Source organism: Variovorax boronicumulans (assembly GCF_019352895.1).
Lineage (GTDB): Bacteria > Pseudomonadota > Gammaproteobacteria > Burkholderiales > Burkholderiaceae_C > Variovorax > Variovorax boronicumulans_A.
This window is the reverse complement of record NZ_JAAAFX010000009.1, coordinates 251,626-266,753: the sequence shown is the minus strand read 5'-3', so window position 1 is coordinate 266,753 and position 15,128 is coordinate 251,626. Positions and strand designations below refer to the sequence as shown.

Annotated in this window: 11 protein-coding genes; 4 read left to right on the top strand and 7 right to left on the bottom strand. The window is 70.9% G+C overall.

Features of this window, described 5'->3' with window-relative positions; genetic code table 11:
• Window positions 1-138: 138 nt before the first annotated feature.
• Window positions 139-618, bottom strand: coding sequence for a cyanophycin metabolism-associated DUF1854 family protein (locus K0H49_RS20485; RefSeq protein WP_219216372.1), 480 nt, complete (start codon window positions 616-618; stop codon window positions 139-141).
• Window positions 618-2,897, bottom strand: a complete 2,280-nt coding sequence (locus K0H49_RS20480; protein ID WP_219216370.1) for a cyanophycin metabolism-associated ABC transporter — start codon at window positions 2,895-2,897, stop codon at window positions 618-620. The genes K0H49_RS20485 and K0H49_RS20480 overlap by 1 nt, the downstream gene beginning before the upstream one ends.
• 127 nt (window positions 2,898-3,024) lie before the next feature.
• Here K0H49_RS20480 and K0H49_RS20475 point away from each other — a divergent pair, with 127 nt between their 5' ends.
• The gene (locus K0H49_RS20475; RefSeq protein ID WP_257625041.1) at window positions 3,025-5,277 is read left to right on the top strand and encodes a cyanophycin synthetase; all 2,253 of its coding nucleotides are present in this window, start codon (window positions 3,025-3,027) and stop codon (window positions 5,275-5,277) included.
• A gap of 40 nt (window positions 5,278-5,317) precedes the next feature.
• Window positions 5,318-7,909, top strand: a complete 2,592-nt coding sequence (gene cphA / locus K0H49_RS20470) for a cyanophycin synthetase (protein ID WP_219216350.1) — start codon at window positions 5,318-5,320, stop codon at window positions 7,907-7,909.
• Window positions 7,910-7,933: 24 nt separating this feature from the next.
• Here the strand turns inward: cphA and K0H49_RS20465 are convergent, their stop codons facing one another.
• From K0H49_RS20465 to K0H49_RS20455, 3 genes are read right to left on the bottom strand one after another with little or no spacing between them, the layout of a single operon-like run.
• Window positions 7,934-10,132: a response regulator gene (locus tag K0H49_RS20465; RefSeq protein ID WP_219216347.1), complete on the bottom strand. Its 2,199-nt coding sequence runs from the start codon at window positions 10,130-10,132 to the stop codon at window positions 7,934-7,936.
• Entirely contained in the window at window positions 10,119-10,583 is a 465-nt protein-coding gene (locus K0H49_RS20460; protein WP_219216346.1) for a response regulator, read from the bottom strand. The genes K0H49_RS20465 and K0H49_RS20460 overlap by 14 nt, the downstream gene beginning before the upstream one ends.
• Window positions 10,583-12,853: an ATP-binding protein gene (locus tag K0H49_RS20455; protein ID WP_257625040.1), complete on the bottom strand. Its 2,271-nt coding sequence runs from the start codon at window positions 12,851-12,853 to the stop codon at window positions 10,583-10,585. The genes K0H49_RS20460 and K0H49_RS20455 overlap by 1 nt, the downstream gene beginning before the upstream one ends.
• 172 nt (window positions 12,854-13,025) lie before the next feature.
• Here K0H49_RS20455 and K0H49_RS20450 point away from each other — a divergent pair, with 172 nt between their 5' ends.
• Both K0H49_RS20450 and K0H49_RS20445 read left to right on the top strand, forming a co-directional pair.
• Window positions 13,026-13,304 (top strand): hypothetical protein, encoded by a 279-nt coding sequence (locus K0H49_RS20450; RefSeq protein WP_219216343.1) that lies wholly within the window; start codon window positions 13,026-13,028, stop codon window positions 13,302-13,304.
• A gap of 143 nt (window positions 13,305-13,447) precedes the next feature.
• Window positions 13,448-13,843 carry a hypothetical protein gene (locus K0H49_RS20445; protein ID WP_219216341.1) on the top strand — a complete coding sequence of 132 codons (396 nt, stop codon included), beginning with the start codon at window positions 13,448-13,450 and terminating at the stop codon, window positions 13,841-13,843.
• Window positions 13,844-13,849: 6 nt separating this feature from the next.
• Here K0H49_RS20445 and K0H49_RS20440 read toward each other — a convergent pair whose 3' ends face one another.
• Window positions 13,850-14,047: a hypothetical protein gene (locus K0H49_RS20440; RefSeq protein ID WP_219216339.1), complete on the bottom strand. Its 198-nt coding sequence runs from the start codon at window positions 14,045-14,047 to the stop codon at window positions 13,850-13,852.
• A 138-nt stretch (window positions 14,048-14,185) separates the two neighbouring features.
• On the bottom strand, window positions 14,186-15,112 hold the full coding sequence (locus tag K0H49_RS20435) for a LysR family transcriptional regulator (RefSeq protein ID WP_219216337.1): 927 nt from the start codon (window positions 15,110-15,112) through the stop codon (window positions 14,186-14,188).
• Window positions 15,113-15,128 lie beyond the last annotated feature (16 nt).

Below are 15,128 nucleotides of genomic sequence, written 5' to 3'. Positions count from 1 at the left end.
GCCGGCGTGAATTGACACCCGAAAGAATTGAAAAGTTTTCATTTCGGCGCAAGAAAATCGATGCGCAACCGCGCACGGCCTGCGCGCCGAAAACCTTTTTTGCACGGGTCGATCGCCTGGCGCAAGCGCCGCGCGGGATCAGAGAAAGCGTTCCAGCAGCTTGCGTGACGCCCGGTCCAGCGTCTTGGGATCGGCGATCCGGAACTGCACGCCGTGGGCGCTGGCGATCAGCAGCGAACCGTCGGCCAGCCGGCGGATGTCTTCCTCGGCCTTGAGCACGAAGCGGGTCGGGCCGCGGTCGGTGTCCACGCGCCAGGTGCTGGGCACGCCGAAGCTCGACACCGCATGCAGTTTCAGCAGCGCCGGCGCGAAGTCGCGGGCCGCGAGTTCTTCGTCGAGCAGCGCGCGCATCGCGGGCGGGAGGTCGTCGAGCCGGTCGATCCAGAGCCGCTCGCGGCCGTCGGCGCCCACCAGCGACAGGCCGGCCTGCGGCGCGCTGAGCGGAAAGGCACGCACCGGCACGATGCCCTCGTGGCGCTGGCCGTCGGCATCGGTCAGCAGCAGGCGGCCGAAGGCGTCCCGGGACAGCTGGAAGTCGGGGGTGTTCATGAGGCTCATCACGCGTCTCCCGCGGGGTGGGCCGCATGGGTCTGGTTCGACAGCGCCACGGCCACCGCGGTGCGTTCGGCCACGGCACCGTCGCTGGCCTCCTCGTCGGCCTGGCGCAGCTGCGCCTGGTAGAGCCGCCAGTAGGCGCCCTGCTTTTCCATCAGCACGTCGTGCGGCCCGACCTCGACCACCTCGCCGCGGTCCATCACCACCAGACGGTCGGCCTTGCGCAGCGTCGACAGCCGGTGCGCGATGGCGATGGTGGTGCGGCCCTTGACCAGGTTGTCGAGCGCCTTCTGGATCTCCTTCTCGGTCTCGGTGTCGACCGCCGAAGTGGCCTCGTCGAGGATCAGGATGCGCGGATCGATCAGCAGCGCGCGCGCGATGCTGATGCGCTGGCGCTCGCCGCCCGACAGGCCCTGGCCGCGTTCGCCCACCAGCGAGTCGTAGCCGTGCGGCAGGCGCAGGATGAAGTCGTGCGCATGCGCGGCACGCGCGGCCGCGACGATCTCCTCGCGCGTGGCCTCGGGCTTGCCGTAGGCGATGTTCTGCGCGATGGTGCCGAAGAACAGGAAGGGCTCCTGCAGCACCAGCCCGACGTGGCGCCGGTAGTCGGCCACCGCGAAGCGGCGGATGTCGGTGCCGTCGACCTTGATGGCGCCGTCGGTCACGTCGTAGAAGCGGCAGATCAGGTTGACCAGCGTGCTCTTGCCCGAGCCGCTGTGGCCGACCAGGCCGATCATCTCGCCGGGCTGGATCACCAGGTCGAGATCGCGGATCACAGCGCGCGAACCGTAGCGGAAGCCCACGCCGGCCAGCTCGATGCGGCCCGTGGGGCGCTCGACCTTCACCGGGTTGAGCGGCTCAGGCACGTTGCTCACGTGGTCGAGGATGTCGAAGATGCGCTTGGCACCGGCCGCGGCCTTCTGCGTGACCGAGACGATGCGGCTCATCGAATCGAGCCGCGTGTAGAAGCGCCCGATGTAGGCGATGAAGGCGGTCAGCACGCCCACCGTGATGCTGCCGCGCGCCACCTGCCAGATGCCGAAGCCCCAGACCACCAGCAGCCCGATCTCGGTCAGCAGCGACACGCTGGGCGTGAACAGCGACCAGGTCTTGTTGAGCTTGTCGTTGACCTGCAGGTTGTAGGCGTTGGCGGCATGGAAGCGGTCGGCCTCGCGCTTCTCCTGCGCGAAGGCCTTGACCACGCGGATGCCGGGGATGGTGTCGGCCAGCACGTTGGTGACCTCGCTCCACACCCGGTCGATCTTCTCGAAGCCGGTGCGCAGCCGGTCGCGCACCACGTGGATCATCCAGGCGATGAAGGGCAGCGGCACCAGCGTGACCACCGCCAGCAGCGGGTTGATCGAGAACAGGATCACCGCCGTCATCACGATCATCAGCACGTCGGTCAGGAAGTCGAGCGCGTGCAGCGACAGGAAGACGTTGATGCGGTCGGTCTCGGAGCCGATGCGCGCCATCAGGTCGCCGGTGCGCTTGCCGCCGAAGTAGTCGAGCGGCAAGGTCAGCAGGTGTTCGTAGGTGGTGGTGCGCAGGTCGGCGCCGATGCGCTCGGACACCAGCGCCAGCAGATAGGTGCGGGCCCAGCCCAGGCCCCAGCCCGCCAGCGCGGCCGCCAGCAGCGCGCCCAGGAAGGTCGCGACCTTGCTCATGGCGATCTGGTGGCCGTTCTGGAACGGGATCAGGATGTCGTCCATCAGCGGGATGGTCAGGTAGGGCGGCACCAGCGTGGCGGCGGTCGAGGCCAGGGTCAGCAGGAAGCCGGCGATCAGCTGCTTGCGGTAGGGCTTGGCGAAGCGCGCGAGGCGCAGCAGCACCCAGGTGGACGGCGGTGCCGCGGAGGCGGCCTCGGCGGGCAGCTCTTCCGCATCGGTCGGCCCTGTCGCGGGCGCGACAGCACCCGCCCGCTGCCCCAGCAGCTTGAACAGGCGCAGCGCGTCCGTTTGCTGTGCCAAGGTGTAACGCCAGCGCGCCAGTTGGCCGGCGTCGCCCTGCAGGTCGATCGTGCCGACGCCCGCGTGATCGATCAGCTGCATGGAAAGTCCGGCTGTTGTAAGCGCCCACTCACGCCAGACCCCCTCTGCGGATCGGGCCAGCAGGCGCCGATCGGTGAGGGCCAGCAGCCCTTGTGCAAACCGAAGTTCGCCGTCAAGGTCAACCGTGAGCGTCGCCAGAACGTTTTCCGCGACTGAGAGCCGGCTTTTCAGCGCTTCTGAAACCGGCCCCGCTTCGCCCTCCGGGGTGCCGATTGGATCGTGATGTTGCATTGTCTTTCTGTGTCTCTGGTCCTCGCCGAACCACGCCAAGGTGCCCGCCCGGCGCCGATTCTGATCGATCGCCATGGGCGCGCCTGAGGGCGCCCGCGTGCTCGGCCCAAGCACAACGAACGTTTCCATGACCTGTTTCGACGACATCCGACTGCTCCGTACCCGTTATTTGCGCGGCCCGAACCTCTGGACCTACCGTCCGGTGCTCGAGGTCTGGCTCGACCTGGGCCGGCTCGAGGACTTCCCCTCGAACCTGGTGCCCGGCTTCACCGAGCGCCTGACCACCCTGCTGCCGGCGCTGATCGAGCACCACTGCGGCGTGGGCGAGCGTGGCGGCTTCATCCAGCGCCTCAACGAAGGCACCTGGGCCGGCCACGTGCTCGAGCACGTGGTGATCGAGCTGCTGAACCTGGCCGGCATGCCGACCGGCTTCGGCCAGACCCGCAGCACCTCGCAGCACGCGGTCTACCGAATGGTGTTCCGGGCCCGCGACGAGCAGGTCGCGCGCGTCGCGCTGGCCGAAGGCCACCGCCTGCTGATGGCCGCCATCAACGACACGCCCTTCGACGCCGCCGACGTGCAGCGCGCCGTCGACGTGGTCAAGGCCAAGGTCGAGGACTGTTACCTCGGCCCGAGCACCGCGGCCATCGTGGGCGCGGCCACCGACCGCGGCATCCCGCACCTGCGCCTGAACGGCGGCAACCTGGTGCAGCTGGGCTACGGCGCGAGCCAGCAGCGCATCTGGACCGCCGAGACCGACCACACCAGTGCCATCGGCGAATCGATCGCCAGCGACAAGGAACTGACCAAGTCGCTGCTGCAGAGCTGCGGCGTGCCGGTGCCCGAAGGCCAGGTGGTCGAGAGCGCCGAGGAAGCCTGGGAAGCGGCCGAGGACATCGGCCTGCCGGTGGTGGTCAAGCCCTCGGACGCCAACCACGGCCGCGGCGTCTCGCTCGAACTCACGACGCGGGAAGAAGTCATGGCCGCCTTCGCGGTGGCCGAGCCCGAAGGCAGCGACGTGATGGTCGAGCGCTTCGTGCGCGGCCACGAGCACCGCCTGCTGGTAGTGGGCGGCCAGGTGGTCGCGGCGGCGCGCGGCGACATCATCACCGTGACCGGCGACGGCGTCTCGACCGTGGCCGCGCTGATCGACAGCCAGCTCAACAGCGACCCGCGCCGCGGCGCCGAGGAAGAATTCCCGCTCGACGTGATCGTGCTCGCGACCGACGCCAAGCTGCAGCTCGAACTGCAGCGCCAGGCGCTCGACGGCGAGGCCGTGCCGGCCAAGGGCCGGGTCGTCACGATCCAGCGCAGCGGCAACCTGGGCGTGGACTGCACCGACCAGGTCCACCCCGAAGTGGCCCATGCGGCCGTGCTGGCCGCGCGCGTGGTCGGCCTGGACATCGCCGGCATCGACATGGTGGCCGAGGACATCTCGCGGCCGCTGGCGGGCCAGCGCGGCGCGATCGTCGAAGTCAACGCCGGCCCGGGCCTGCTGATGCACCTGAAACCGGCCGTCGGATCGCCCCGCCCCGTGGGCCGCGTGATCTGCGAGCACCTGTTCCCCGACGGCGACGACGCCGAGCTGCCCGGCCGCATCCCCGTGGTCGGCGTGGCCGGCTCGCGCGACACCGCCGTGCTGGCGCGCCTGCTGGCCTGGCTCACCGGCCTGGGCGGCCGCTACACCGGCCTGGCCTGCGGCGACGGCCTGTTCCTCGAGCGCCGCCGCGTCGACGCGCGCCCGAGCGCCAACTGGGAAGCCGGCCACCGGCTGCTGGTCAACCGCTCGGTGCAGGCCGTGGTGATCGAGAACGGCGCTGCATCGATCCTGCGCGACGGCCTGGCCTACGACCGCTGCCAGGTCGGCATCGTGACCGACCTCGACGGCGCCGAGGAACTGGCCGAGTTCGACATCACCGAGAGCGACCAGATGGTCCGGGTGCTGCGCACCCAGGTCGACGTGGTGCTGCCCCAGGGCACCGCCGTGCTGAACGCCGTCGATCCGCGCGTGGCCGCGCTGGCGCCGCTGTGCGACGGCGCCGTGATCCTCTATGCGGCCGACCCGCAGGCCGCCGCGCTGGCGCCGCACCGCGCCCAGGGCGGCAAGGCCGTGCTGGTGCGCCAGGACCGCGTGGTGCTGGCCAACGGCACCAGCGAGTCCTTCCTGCCCGGCCTGGGCCGGCTCACGGTCTGGCGCGCCACGCACGCGGGCGTCAGCCTCGATGTGCTGCTGGCCGCGGTCGCCGCCGCCTGGGCCCTGGGCATTCCGCTCAATTTGATCGGCGCCGGCGCCGAGGCCTTCGAGGCCGACCTGCAAGCCGCCCTCGCCTCCTTGCAGCTGTCGCAGAGCGCGCCGCAGCCCGAGCCCCAATTCGCCTGATGAATCGACGGCCTTCGATGGCCGCAAAGGTTTCACCGCCATGCAAGTCACCCGCATCCGCGCCCTGCGCGGCCCCAATCTCTGGAGCCGTCACACGGCCATCGAGGCCGTTGTCGCCTGCCACGGCGCCGAGAACGCGATCGAGCAGCTGCCCGGTTTCGAGGCCCGCCTGCGCGCGCTGTTCCCGACCATCGGCGAGCTGCACCCGATGGTGCTGGGCCAGCCGCTGGCGCTGGCCCACGTGCTCGAGAACGCCGTGATGGCGCTGCAGGCCCAGTCGGGCTGCAGCGTGGTGTTCGGCCGCACCACGCGCACCACCGAAGACGGCGTCTACCAGGTCGTGATGCAGTACTGCGAAGAGGCCGTCGGCCGGCGCGCGGTGAAGCTGGCCGAGGAGCTGATCGCCGCCGCGCTGGACGACGGCAGCTTCGACCTGCAGGCTGCGATCGCCGAGCTGCGCGACCTCGACGAATCCGAGCGCCTGGGCCCGAGCACCGGCTCGATCGTCGACGCGGCCGTGGCGCGCGGCATTCCCTACCGCCGGCTCACGCGCGGCAGCCTGGTGCAGTTCGGCTGGGGCTCGCGCCAGCGCCGCATCCAGGCCGCCGAGATCGACAGCACCAGCGGCGTGGCCGAGGCCATCGCGCAGGACAAGGAACTCACCAAGCAGCTGCTCAATGCGGCCGGCGTGCCGGTGCCGCTGGGCCGCCCGGTCAGCGACGCCGCCGACGGCTGGGCCGCCGCGCTCGAGATCGGCCTGCCGGTGGTGGTGAAGCCGCAGGACGGCAACCAGGGCAAGGGCGTGACGGTCAACATCGTGACCCGCGAACAGCTCGACGCCGCCTATGCCTCGGCCGCGACCTACGGCGAAGTCATGGTCGAGAAATTCCTGCCCGGCTTCGACTACCGCCTGCTGGTGGTGGGCGACCGGCTGGTGGCCGCCGCGCGGCGCGATCCGCCGCAGGTGATCGGCGACGGCAGCGCCACCGTCCGGCAGCTGGTCGACACCGTCAACCTCGACCCGCGCCGCGGCGAAGGTCATGCGACCTCGCTGACCAAGATCCGGCTCGACGACATCGCGGTCGGCCGCCTCGAGGCCCAGGGCCTGACGCCCGACAGCGTGCCCGCGCTGGGCCAGCGCGTGGTGCTGCGCAACAACGCGAACCTCTCGACCGGTGGCACCGCCACCGACGTGACCGACACCGTGCACCCCGAGATCGCCGCGCGCGCGGTCGACGCGGCGCAGATGGTCGGCCTGCACATCTGCGGCGTCGACATGGTCTGCGAGAACGTGCTGCGCCCGCTGGAGGAACAGCACGGCGGCGTGGTCGAGGTCAATGCGGCACCCGGCCTGCGCATGCACATCTCGCCCTCGTTCGGCCGCGGCCGCGCGGTCGGCGAGGCGGTGATGGACACGCTGTTCGCCCACGGCGACGACGGCCGCATCCCGGTCGTGGCCGTCACCGGCACCAACGGCAAGACCACCACCGCGCGGCTGATCAACCACATCCTGGCCTCGAGCGGCCTGCGCACCGGCATGACCAACACCGACGGCGTGTGGGTCGACGGCCGCCAGACCGACAGCGGCGACTGCAGCGGCCCCAAGAGCGCGCGCAACGTGCTGCTGCACCCCGAAGTCGACGCGGCCGTGTTCGAGGTCGCGCGCGGCGGTGTGCTGCGCGAGGGCCTGGGCTTCGACCGCTGCCAGGTGGCGGTGGTGACCAACATCGGCAGCGGCGACCACCTGGGCCTGAACTACATCACCACGGTCGAGGACCTGGCGGTGCTCAAGCGCGTGATCGTGCGCAACGTGGCCGACAGCGGCTACGCGGTGCTCAACGCCAGCGACCCCAACGTGGCCGCGATGGCCGCCGGCTGCCCCGGCGGCGTGATCTTCTTCAGCGTCGACCGCCAGCACCCGGTGATGGCCACGCACCGCGCGCAGGGCAAGCGCACGGTGCACATCGACGGCGATGCGCTGGTCGCGGCCGAGGGCTCGTGGCGCGAGCGCGTGCCGCTGCGCGACGTGCCGATCACCCGCAACGGCACCCTGCCCTTCCAGGTCGAGAACGTGATGGCCGCCACGGCCGCGGCCTGGGCCGTGGGCCTGGACTGGGACACCATCCGCAGCGGGCTGTCGAGCTTCATGAACGACGCCGCCGGCGTGCCGGGCCGCTTCAACGTGATGGAGTACAACGGCGCCACCGTGATCGCCGACTACGGCCACAACACCGACGCCATGAAGGCGCTGGTGGCCGCGGTCGACACCCTGCCGGCCCAGCGCCGCTCGGTGGTGATCAGCGGCGCCGGCGACCGGCGCGACTGCGACATCCGCGACCAGACTGCGATCCTGGGCGAAGCCTTCGACGACGTGATCCTCTACCAGGACGCGGCCCAGCGCGGCCGCGCCGACGGCGAGGTGATGGCGCTGCTGCGCCAGGGCCTGCAGGGCGCGCGCCGCACCCAGCATGTGGAGGAGATCCGCGGCGAGTTCGTGGCCATCGACCGCGCGCTGGCGATGCTGCAGCCGGGCGACCTCTCGCTGATCCTGGTCGACCAGGTCGAGGAGGCGCTGGCGCACCTGGCGCAGCGCATCGCGGCCGGCCGGGTCGCGGCGACGCTGCCCGAATAGGCGCGCACCCGGACCCGACGCGCCTCAGGACCCGTCGATCAGGTCCTTGACGCGCCGGGCCAGCGCGTGCATCTCGAAGGGCTTGGTCATCACGTGCATGTCGCGGTCGAAGGAGCCCTGGCCGAGCACCACGCTTTCCGCGTAGCCGGTGATGAACAGCACCTTGAGCTGGGGCCGCCCGGTGCGCGCGGCATCGGCCACCTGGCGGCCGTTCATGCCGCCGGGCAGGCCCACGTCGGTGATCAGCAGGTCGATCTGCCGGCCCGAATGCAGCCAGCGCAGGGCCTCGGCCCCGTTGCCGGCCTCGAGCGTGGCGTAGCCGAGTTCCTGCATGACCTCCACGATCAGCATGCGCAGCGCGGCTTCGTCGTCGACCACCAGCACCGTCTCGCCGGCAGGCGCGCGCGGCGCGGCCTCCATGCCGGGGGGCGGCGCCGCCTGGGCCTCGGCCGGCACCTCGCTGCGCGGCAGCTCGATGGTCACCGCCGTCCCCTCGCCCACCGTCGAGCGGATGCCGACGCGTCCGCCGGACTGCTTGGCGAAGCCGTAGATCATCGACAGGCCCAGGCCGGTCCCCATGCCCAGCGGCTTGGTGGTGAAGAAGGGGTCGAAGGCGCGCTGCGCCACCTCCGCCGACATGCCGACGCCGTTGTCGCGCACGCAGATGGACACGTAGGCCCCGGGCGCGAGGTCGGCAGCGCGGGCAGCCTGCGCGTCCAGCGACAGATTGGTCGTCTCGATGACCAGCTGGCCACCGTTGGGCATCGCATCGCGCGCGTTGATGCACAGGTTGAGCAGCGAATTCTCGAACTGGCCCGCATCGACGTGCGCGCTCCACAGGCCCGGCGCGGCCTGGACGTCCAGCCGGATCTCGGGCCCGACGGTGCGGCGGATCAGGTCTTCCATGCCGCGGATCAGCGGGTTCAGGTCCAGGTGCCGGGGCTCGAGCGTCTGGCGGCGCGAGAAGGCCAGCAGCCGGTGCGTCAGGGCCGCCGCCCGCTGCGTGGCGCCCTGCGCCACGCCGATGTAGCGCTCGAGGTCGCCCGGACGGGCCAGCGGCCCGCGCCGGCGCATGAGCTCGAGGCTGCCGGAGATCGCCGCCAGCAGGTTGTTGAAGTCGTGCGCCAGGCCGCCGGTGAGCTGGCCCACCGCCTCGAGCTTCTGGCTCTGCCGCAGCTGCTCCCGGGCCGCCTCGAGCTCGGCCGCGCGGGCTTCCACCTGGCGTTCGAGCGATGCGGCGAAGGCCGTCAACGCGATCTGCGCCTCGCGCCGCGCGATGGCCGAACGCAGCCGGTCGCCGACGTCGCGCACGAACTCCAGCTCGTCGCCGGGCCAGGGGCGCACCTCGCCATGGTTGAGGTAGAGCAGGCCGACCAGGCCGCCGTTCTCGGTCAGCGGCATGTTCACGACCGCGCGCGCGTGGATGGCTTCGAGGGCGGCGGCGGTGGCCTGGGTGCGGTCGTCCTCGCGTGCATCGGCGAAGGCGACCACCACGCCGCGCTTGAGATCCTCGATGTAGGAGCCGTAGTCGCGAAACTGCAGCACCCCGGCCAGGCTGCGCACGCCGGGCGCATTCCAGTCGCGCTCGATGGTGATCGTTTCGGCCGCGGTGTCCACGACGCCATAGCCGGCCCGGTCGACGCCCAGCTGCTGCGCCAGCGTCTGCGCGGCCACGTAGGCGATCTCGACAGGGTCGTCCATGTCGCGGATGCGGTCGCTCAATTCGATCAGCGCCATCCGGCGCGACTCGATCCGGTCGACGGCCGCGTGCGCATCGCGTAAGCGGTGCTCCGCGATGCCCAGCGTGCGGCGATCGGCCGCCTCCTTCAAGGCGCGGTCCAGCACCAGCGGCAGGCGTGCCAAGCGCCCCTTGCTGACGTAATCGGTGGCGCCGCGCTTGAGCAGCTCGACCGCGTTGTCCTCGCCGATCACGCCGGAGACGAAGATGAAGGGCACCGACGGCGCCGACGCGTGCGCCAGTTCCAGCGCCTGCCCGCCGGAGAAGCCGGGCAGTTCGAAGTCGGAGAGGATCACGTCGAAGCGATGACGCGCCAGGGCCTGCACGAAGGCCTGCTCGTGCTGCACGATCGTGGTCTCGATGCCCGTGTAGGTCTCGGACAGCGTCTCGGTCAGCAGCTCGGCGTCGAAGCGCGAGTCCTCGAGGATCAGCACGCGCAGCGCGGCCGCATGGCCGGCGCGCGCCGTCGGATCAGGGCTGCTCATTGTGGCGCAGCGCCTTCAGGGAACCCGGCGGCGGTTCGTTCAGCACGGCCCAGAAGACGCCCAGGTCGGCGATGGCGCTGACGAAGCGATCGAAGGCCACCGGCTTCACCACGTAGGCGTTGACGCCCAGCTGGTAGCTCTTGAGCACGTCCGCCTCTTCCTGCGACGAGGTCAGCATCACGACGGGCACGCTGCGCAGCGCCGGGTCGGCACGCACCGCTTCGAGCACTTCCAGCCCGTTGACCTTGGGCAGCTTCAGGTCGAGCAGGATGACGGCCGGATTGCCCTCGGTGCGGCCGGCGTGCTCGCCTTCGCGCTTGAGGTAGTCGAGCGCCTCTGCGCCATCGCGCTGGATCACCACCTCGTTGGCGAGCTGGCTGCGCTCGAGCGCGATCAGGGTCAGTTCGAGGTCTCGTTTGTCGTCTTCGACGAGAAGGATCGGCTTCAGCATCACAGGGTTCCGTGCGGGGGGGTTGGAAGGGTGTCGGTCGGGTTCGGGTCGGGGAGGTCCTCGCGCCGGGGCAGCACGAAGCCGAAGCGGGCGCCGACGCCCGGCTCGCCCTCGGCCCAGACCGTGCCGCCGTGGCGTTCGACGATGCGCTTGACGTTGGCCAGGCCGATGCCCGTGCCTTCGAATTCCTCGGCCTGGTGCAGGCGCTGGAACACGCCGAAGAGCTTGCCCACGTACTGCATCTGGAAGCCGACGCCGTTGTCCTCGACCTCCAGGCCGTCGCCCGCCTCGGTGCTGACGGCCCGCACGGCGATGCGCGCGGGGTCGCGGCCGCGCGAGTACTTCAGCGCATTGCCCAGCAGGTTGCGGGCCGCCACCTGCAGCAGCAGCGGATCGGCATGGATCGCCGGATAGTGCGCATCCAGCACCCATTCGACCTGCCGGCCCGGCGGCTCCTGGCGCGAGAGCTCGCGCACCAGGTCGCCGACCAGCAGCTGCGTGTCGACCGCACGCTGCTTGAGCGCGGCGCGCCCCATGCGCGAGAAGTCCAGCAAGGCATCGACCAGCTGGCCGGCGAACGAGGCGGCGTCCTTGACGTTGGCCATGTAGCGCAGTGCGCGCGGCGACAGCGCCTTGCCTTCCGAGTCGACCACCAGGTCGACATAGCCGGCGATGTGGCGCATCGGGGCCCGCAGGTCGTGCGACACCGTGTACGAGAAGGCTTCGAGTTCCTTGTTCACACGGGTCAGTTCATGCGCCACCTCCGCGAGTTCCTCGGCGCGCCGCAGCACGATGCCGATCAGCGCCTGCCGCAGCTCGCCGACGGCACCGATCTCGGCATCGGACCAGGCTGCGGCGCTGCCGCGGATGCGCTCCTGCCAGCCCTCGAAGCTCTTGCGCGGGTGGATGCGCCCGTCTTCGGCAATCGCGTTCTTGCGCGGGTTGCCGGCCCAGGTCACGGTCTTGACGATCTCCGGCCGGAACCACAGGATCAGGTGACGGTGCACCTGCGAGATCGACACCGCCAGCACGCCGGCCGCGGTGAACGGGAGGCTGGCCGCGGGCGCGTAGTGCCGGGCCAGCGTGTCGCTGTGATAGACATCCTGGCCGAGGCCGGCGATCCACTGCGCCAGGCCCTGGACGTCGGCGTCGGACGGCACGTCGCCGACGCTCCAGACCGCATCGTCGCGCACCACCGCGGCCCCCGTGGCCCGCGCGACGCGCAGCATCAGCGAGGGCTCCAGCACCAGGCGCTGGAGGGTGGCGTCGCTGTCGGCCAGGTGCGCGACGATCTGCAGGGTCAGCTGGCGCAGCGCCAGCCGCTCGGCGACCAGGCGATTGGCCTCCTTCGACCGGATCTGCAGCGCGAGCAGCTGCCCCAGGTGCTCGCAGGCCAGCCGCGTCGACATGCCGATGAAGCGTGGCGCGTGGTCGTGGCAGGAGATCAGTCCCCAGAGCTTGCCGTCGATGACGATCGAGACCGACATGGACGCCAGCGTGCCCATGTTGCGCATGTACTCGAGGTGGATCGGCGACACGCTGCGCAACTGCGCCTGCGACAGGTCGATGTCGGCGGCGCTCAGCGCGCCGTCCTCGATGCGCAGCGGGACCGGGATGTAGTTGGCATCGGCGATCAGGCGGAACTGGTTGAGCACGTACAGGGCGCGCGCCTGCTGCGGGATGTCGCCGGCCGGGAAATGGTGGCCGGCATAGCTGTCGTAGCCGGCGTCGATGGCCTCGGCCAGCACCTCGCCGTGGCCCGCCTCGTCGAAACGGTAGACCAGGCAGCGGCCGAAGCCGGTCAGGCGCTTCATCTCGGCCGCCACCAGCTGCGTCAGCGCCTGCACCGACTCGGCGTCCTGCAGGCAGGGCAGGAAGACCCGCGTCAGCGAGTAGATCGGGGCTTCGTTGCCCTCGGTCGGTTGCGCCGGCTCGAACTCGAGCAGCAGGTGCCGCTCGGTCCGGTGGCCCGAGACGTCCCAGCGGCCGCCGTCCAGCGCCCAGACGCCGAGCGAGGTCGGCGCCGCGCCGGGCGGCAGCTCGGGCCACGCCAAGGCATCGAGCGCGTGCACGGCCGACGGCACGGCGTCGGGCGGCCAGTTCTCGCTGCGGGCCACCGGGCGCCGGGTCGCCGGGTCGAGCACCAGCAGGCGGCCGTGCGGCTGCACCGCGCCGGGCACCCGTATCGGCTCCACATGGCAGGACGAGAGAAGGTCCGGCATCGTGGCCGGGTCAGCGATCGCAGCGGGGAAGGAAGCGTGGTCAGCCATGCGGTGGAAGAAAAGATGCCGCGATGCAGCCTGCCGGTTTTGGCGGCTTGCATGATGCCTGCGAAGACCGGCTGGTCTTGTCGGCCAATCGCCACAATTGCGCCCCCGCAGGCGTGAAGGCACGCGGCGCGCCCTAGGATGGCCTGCCCCCGCAACACCCGAAAGCATCGCCATGCCGATCTTCTCCGCCGAATGGCTGGACCTTGTCCAATGGCCCGCGATGGTCGCCTCGCTGGGCGCGGCCTGGCTCATGGGCTCGAACGCCAAGCACCGCCGCAACATCGGCTTCTGGTGCTTCCTGCTGAGCAACGCGCTCTGGGTGGCCTGGGGCCTGCATACCCAGGCCTGGGCGCTGATCGCCTTGCAGGCCGGCCTGGCCGCCACCAATGTGCGCGGCCTGTTCAAGACGCAGGATGCGGCGTCGGCCAGCGACGGCAAGGCCGCGGGATGAAAGACCCGTCCGACAGCGATTGACGGCGACACGCCCGGCACTTCGCCATGCCGTCCCGCAGCGGCGCCGCGCCCGGGGACCACAGTGGCTTGCCCTGGCACCCCGGATTCACCGGCGTGGCCGTCTCATCAAGGAGTTGCACCATGAAGATCTCTGTCCGTTCCCTCGCTCTTTCCCTGTGCGCCGCCGGCGCCCTGGCCGGCGCGCCGGCCGCCTTCGCGCAAAGCGCAGCGCCCGGCACCGACGCCCGCATGCAGCGCGAACGCGCCACCTGCGACGGCGTGCAGCAGGACCGTGCGGCCTGCCTGAGGGAAGCCGGTGCGGCCAAGCAGGAAGCGCAACGCAACGGGCTGACCAGCGCCTCGCCGAGCACCTACGACCAGAACGCGCTCGAGCGCTGCCAGTTGCAGCCGGTGGCGGACCGCGCCGATTGCGAAGCGCGGATTAGGGGCACGGGCGCTTCGGCGACCGAGGGCAGCGTGATGGGGGGCGGTGTGATCCGCGAGACGGTGACGCCGATTCCGGCGCCCACACGCTGAGGCCGCTCAGCCGGGCCGGCCGATCACGGCCTTGGCGATGGTCACCAGGCTCGCGGTCATGGCCCGCGCGCGCGGTGCCAGCAGTTCGGCGCTGAGCGCGTCGGGATCGCGATAGGCCTGGAGTGCCTCCCGATCGCGCCCACCCGTCGCGACGAAGTCCATCAGTGCGGCGAATTCGGAGGAGTCGGGGTTCGGGAAGGACATGTGGTCATCGTAGTGCTCAATGCACTTTTGATGACAGTCGCTGAAAGTTCTAGAACCAGCAGCTGCCAAGGTTTTCACGGATTGAGTTCCCGTGTGCACGGCGTAGAGTCATCGGCCCTCGATCGCCCTGGGCTGGGCTCACGGCAAAGGCGGGTGGACGGCTTCGGACGCCGCGTCCTCGGCCACCATGTCGCGCAGCCGGCGCAGCACCGAGTCGTTGTCGCCCACGCGCGTCGCCAGGTGCAGCGGCGCGCTCAGGCCAGGACAGCCGGACAATGCCCGGTAGACGATGCCATCGCCACGCAGGCGCTGCATCGAGGCCGGCACGATGGACACGCCCAGGCCCGCCGCGACCAGGCTCAGCGTGGCCGTCATGCGCGGCGCCTCCTGCACCACCCGGGGACTGAAGCCCGCCTCCCTGCAGGCCACCAGGATGGCGTCGTACAGCCCCAACCCCACCCGGCGCCGGTACAGCACGAAGCCCTCGCCGGCCAGGGCAGACAGACGAAGCGGCGCGCCCGGCTCCTGCGCCAGGGGATGCGCCACGGGCAGCGCCAGCAACATCGGCTCCGAGAGGATCGGCACCACCTGCAGGCCGGGGGTGCCGCTCAGGGGCGATCGCACGAAGGCCGCGTCCAGGCGCTCATGGACCAGCGCATCCATCAACTCGCCGGTGCCGGCCTCCTCCAGCACCACCGACACACCGGACAGTGTTTCCCTGAACCGGCGCAGCACGCGCGGCACGAAGGGGTGCAGCGCGGCCGAACTGGTGAAGCCGATGCCCAGCCGGCCCTGTTCCCCGCGGTCGGCGCGGCGCACCACCTCGGCCACGCCGGCCGCCCGCTCCAGCACCGCGTGGGCTTCTTCCAGCAGCGCCTGGCCCGCCGTGGTGAGCCGCACGCCGCGCGGCAGGCGCTCCACCAGCTTCACGCCCAGTTCGGCTTCCAGGCCCTGCAACAGCCGCGTCAGCGGTGGCTGCTGCATGCCCAGGCGCTCCGCGGCGCGCGTGATGTGGCCCTCTTGCGCAATCGCGACAAAGGCGTGGAGTCGTCGCAGTTCAAGCATCGAAATACCTCTGAGG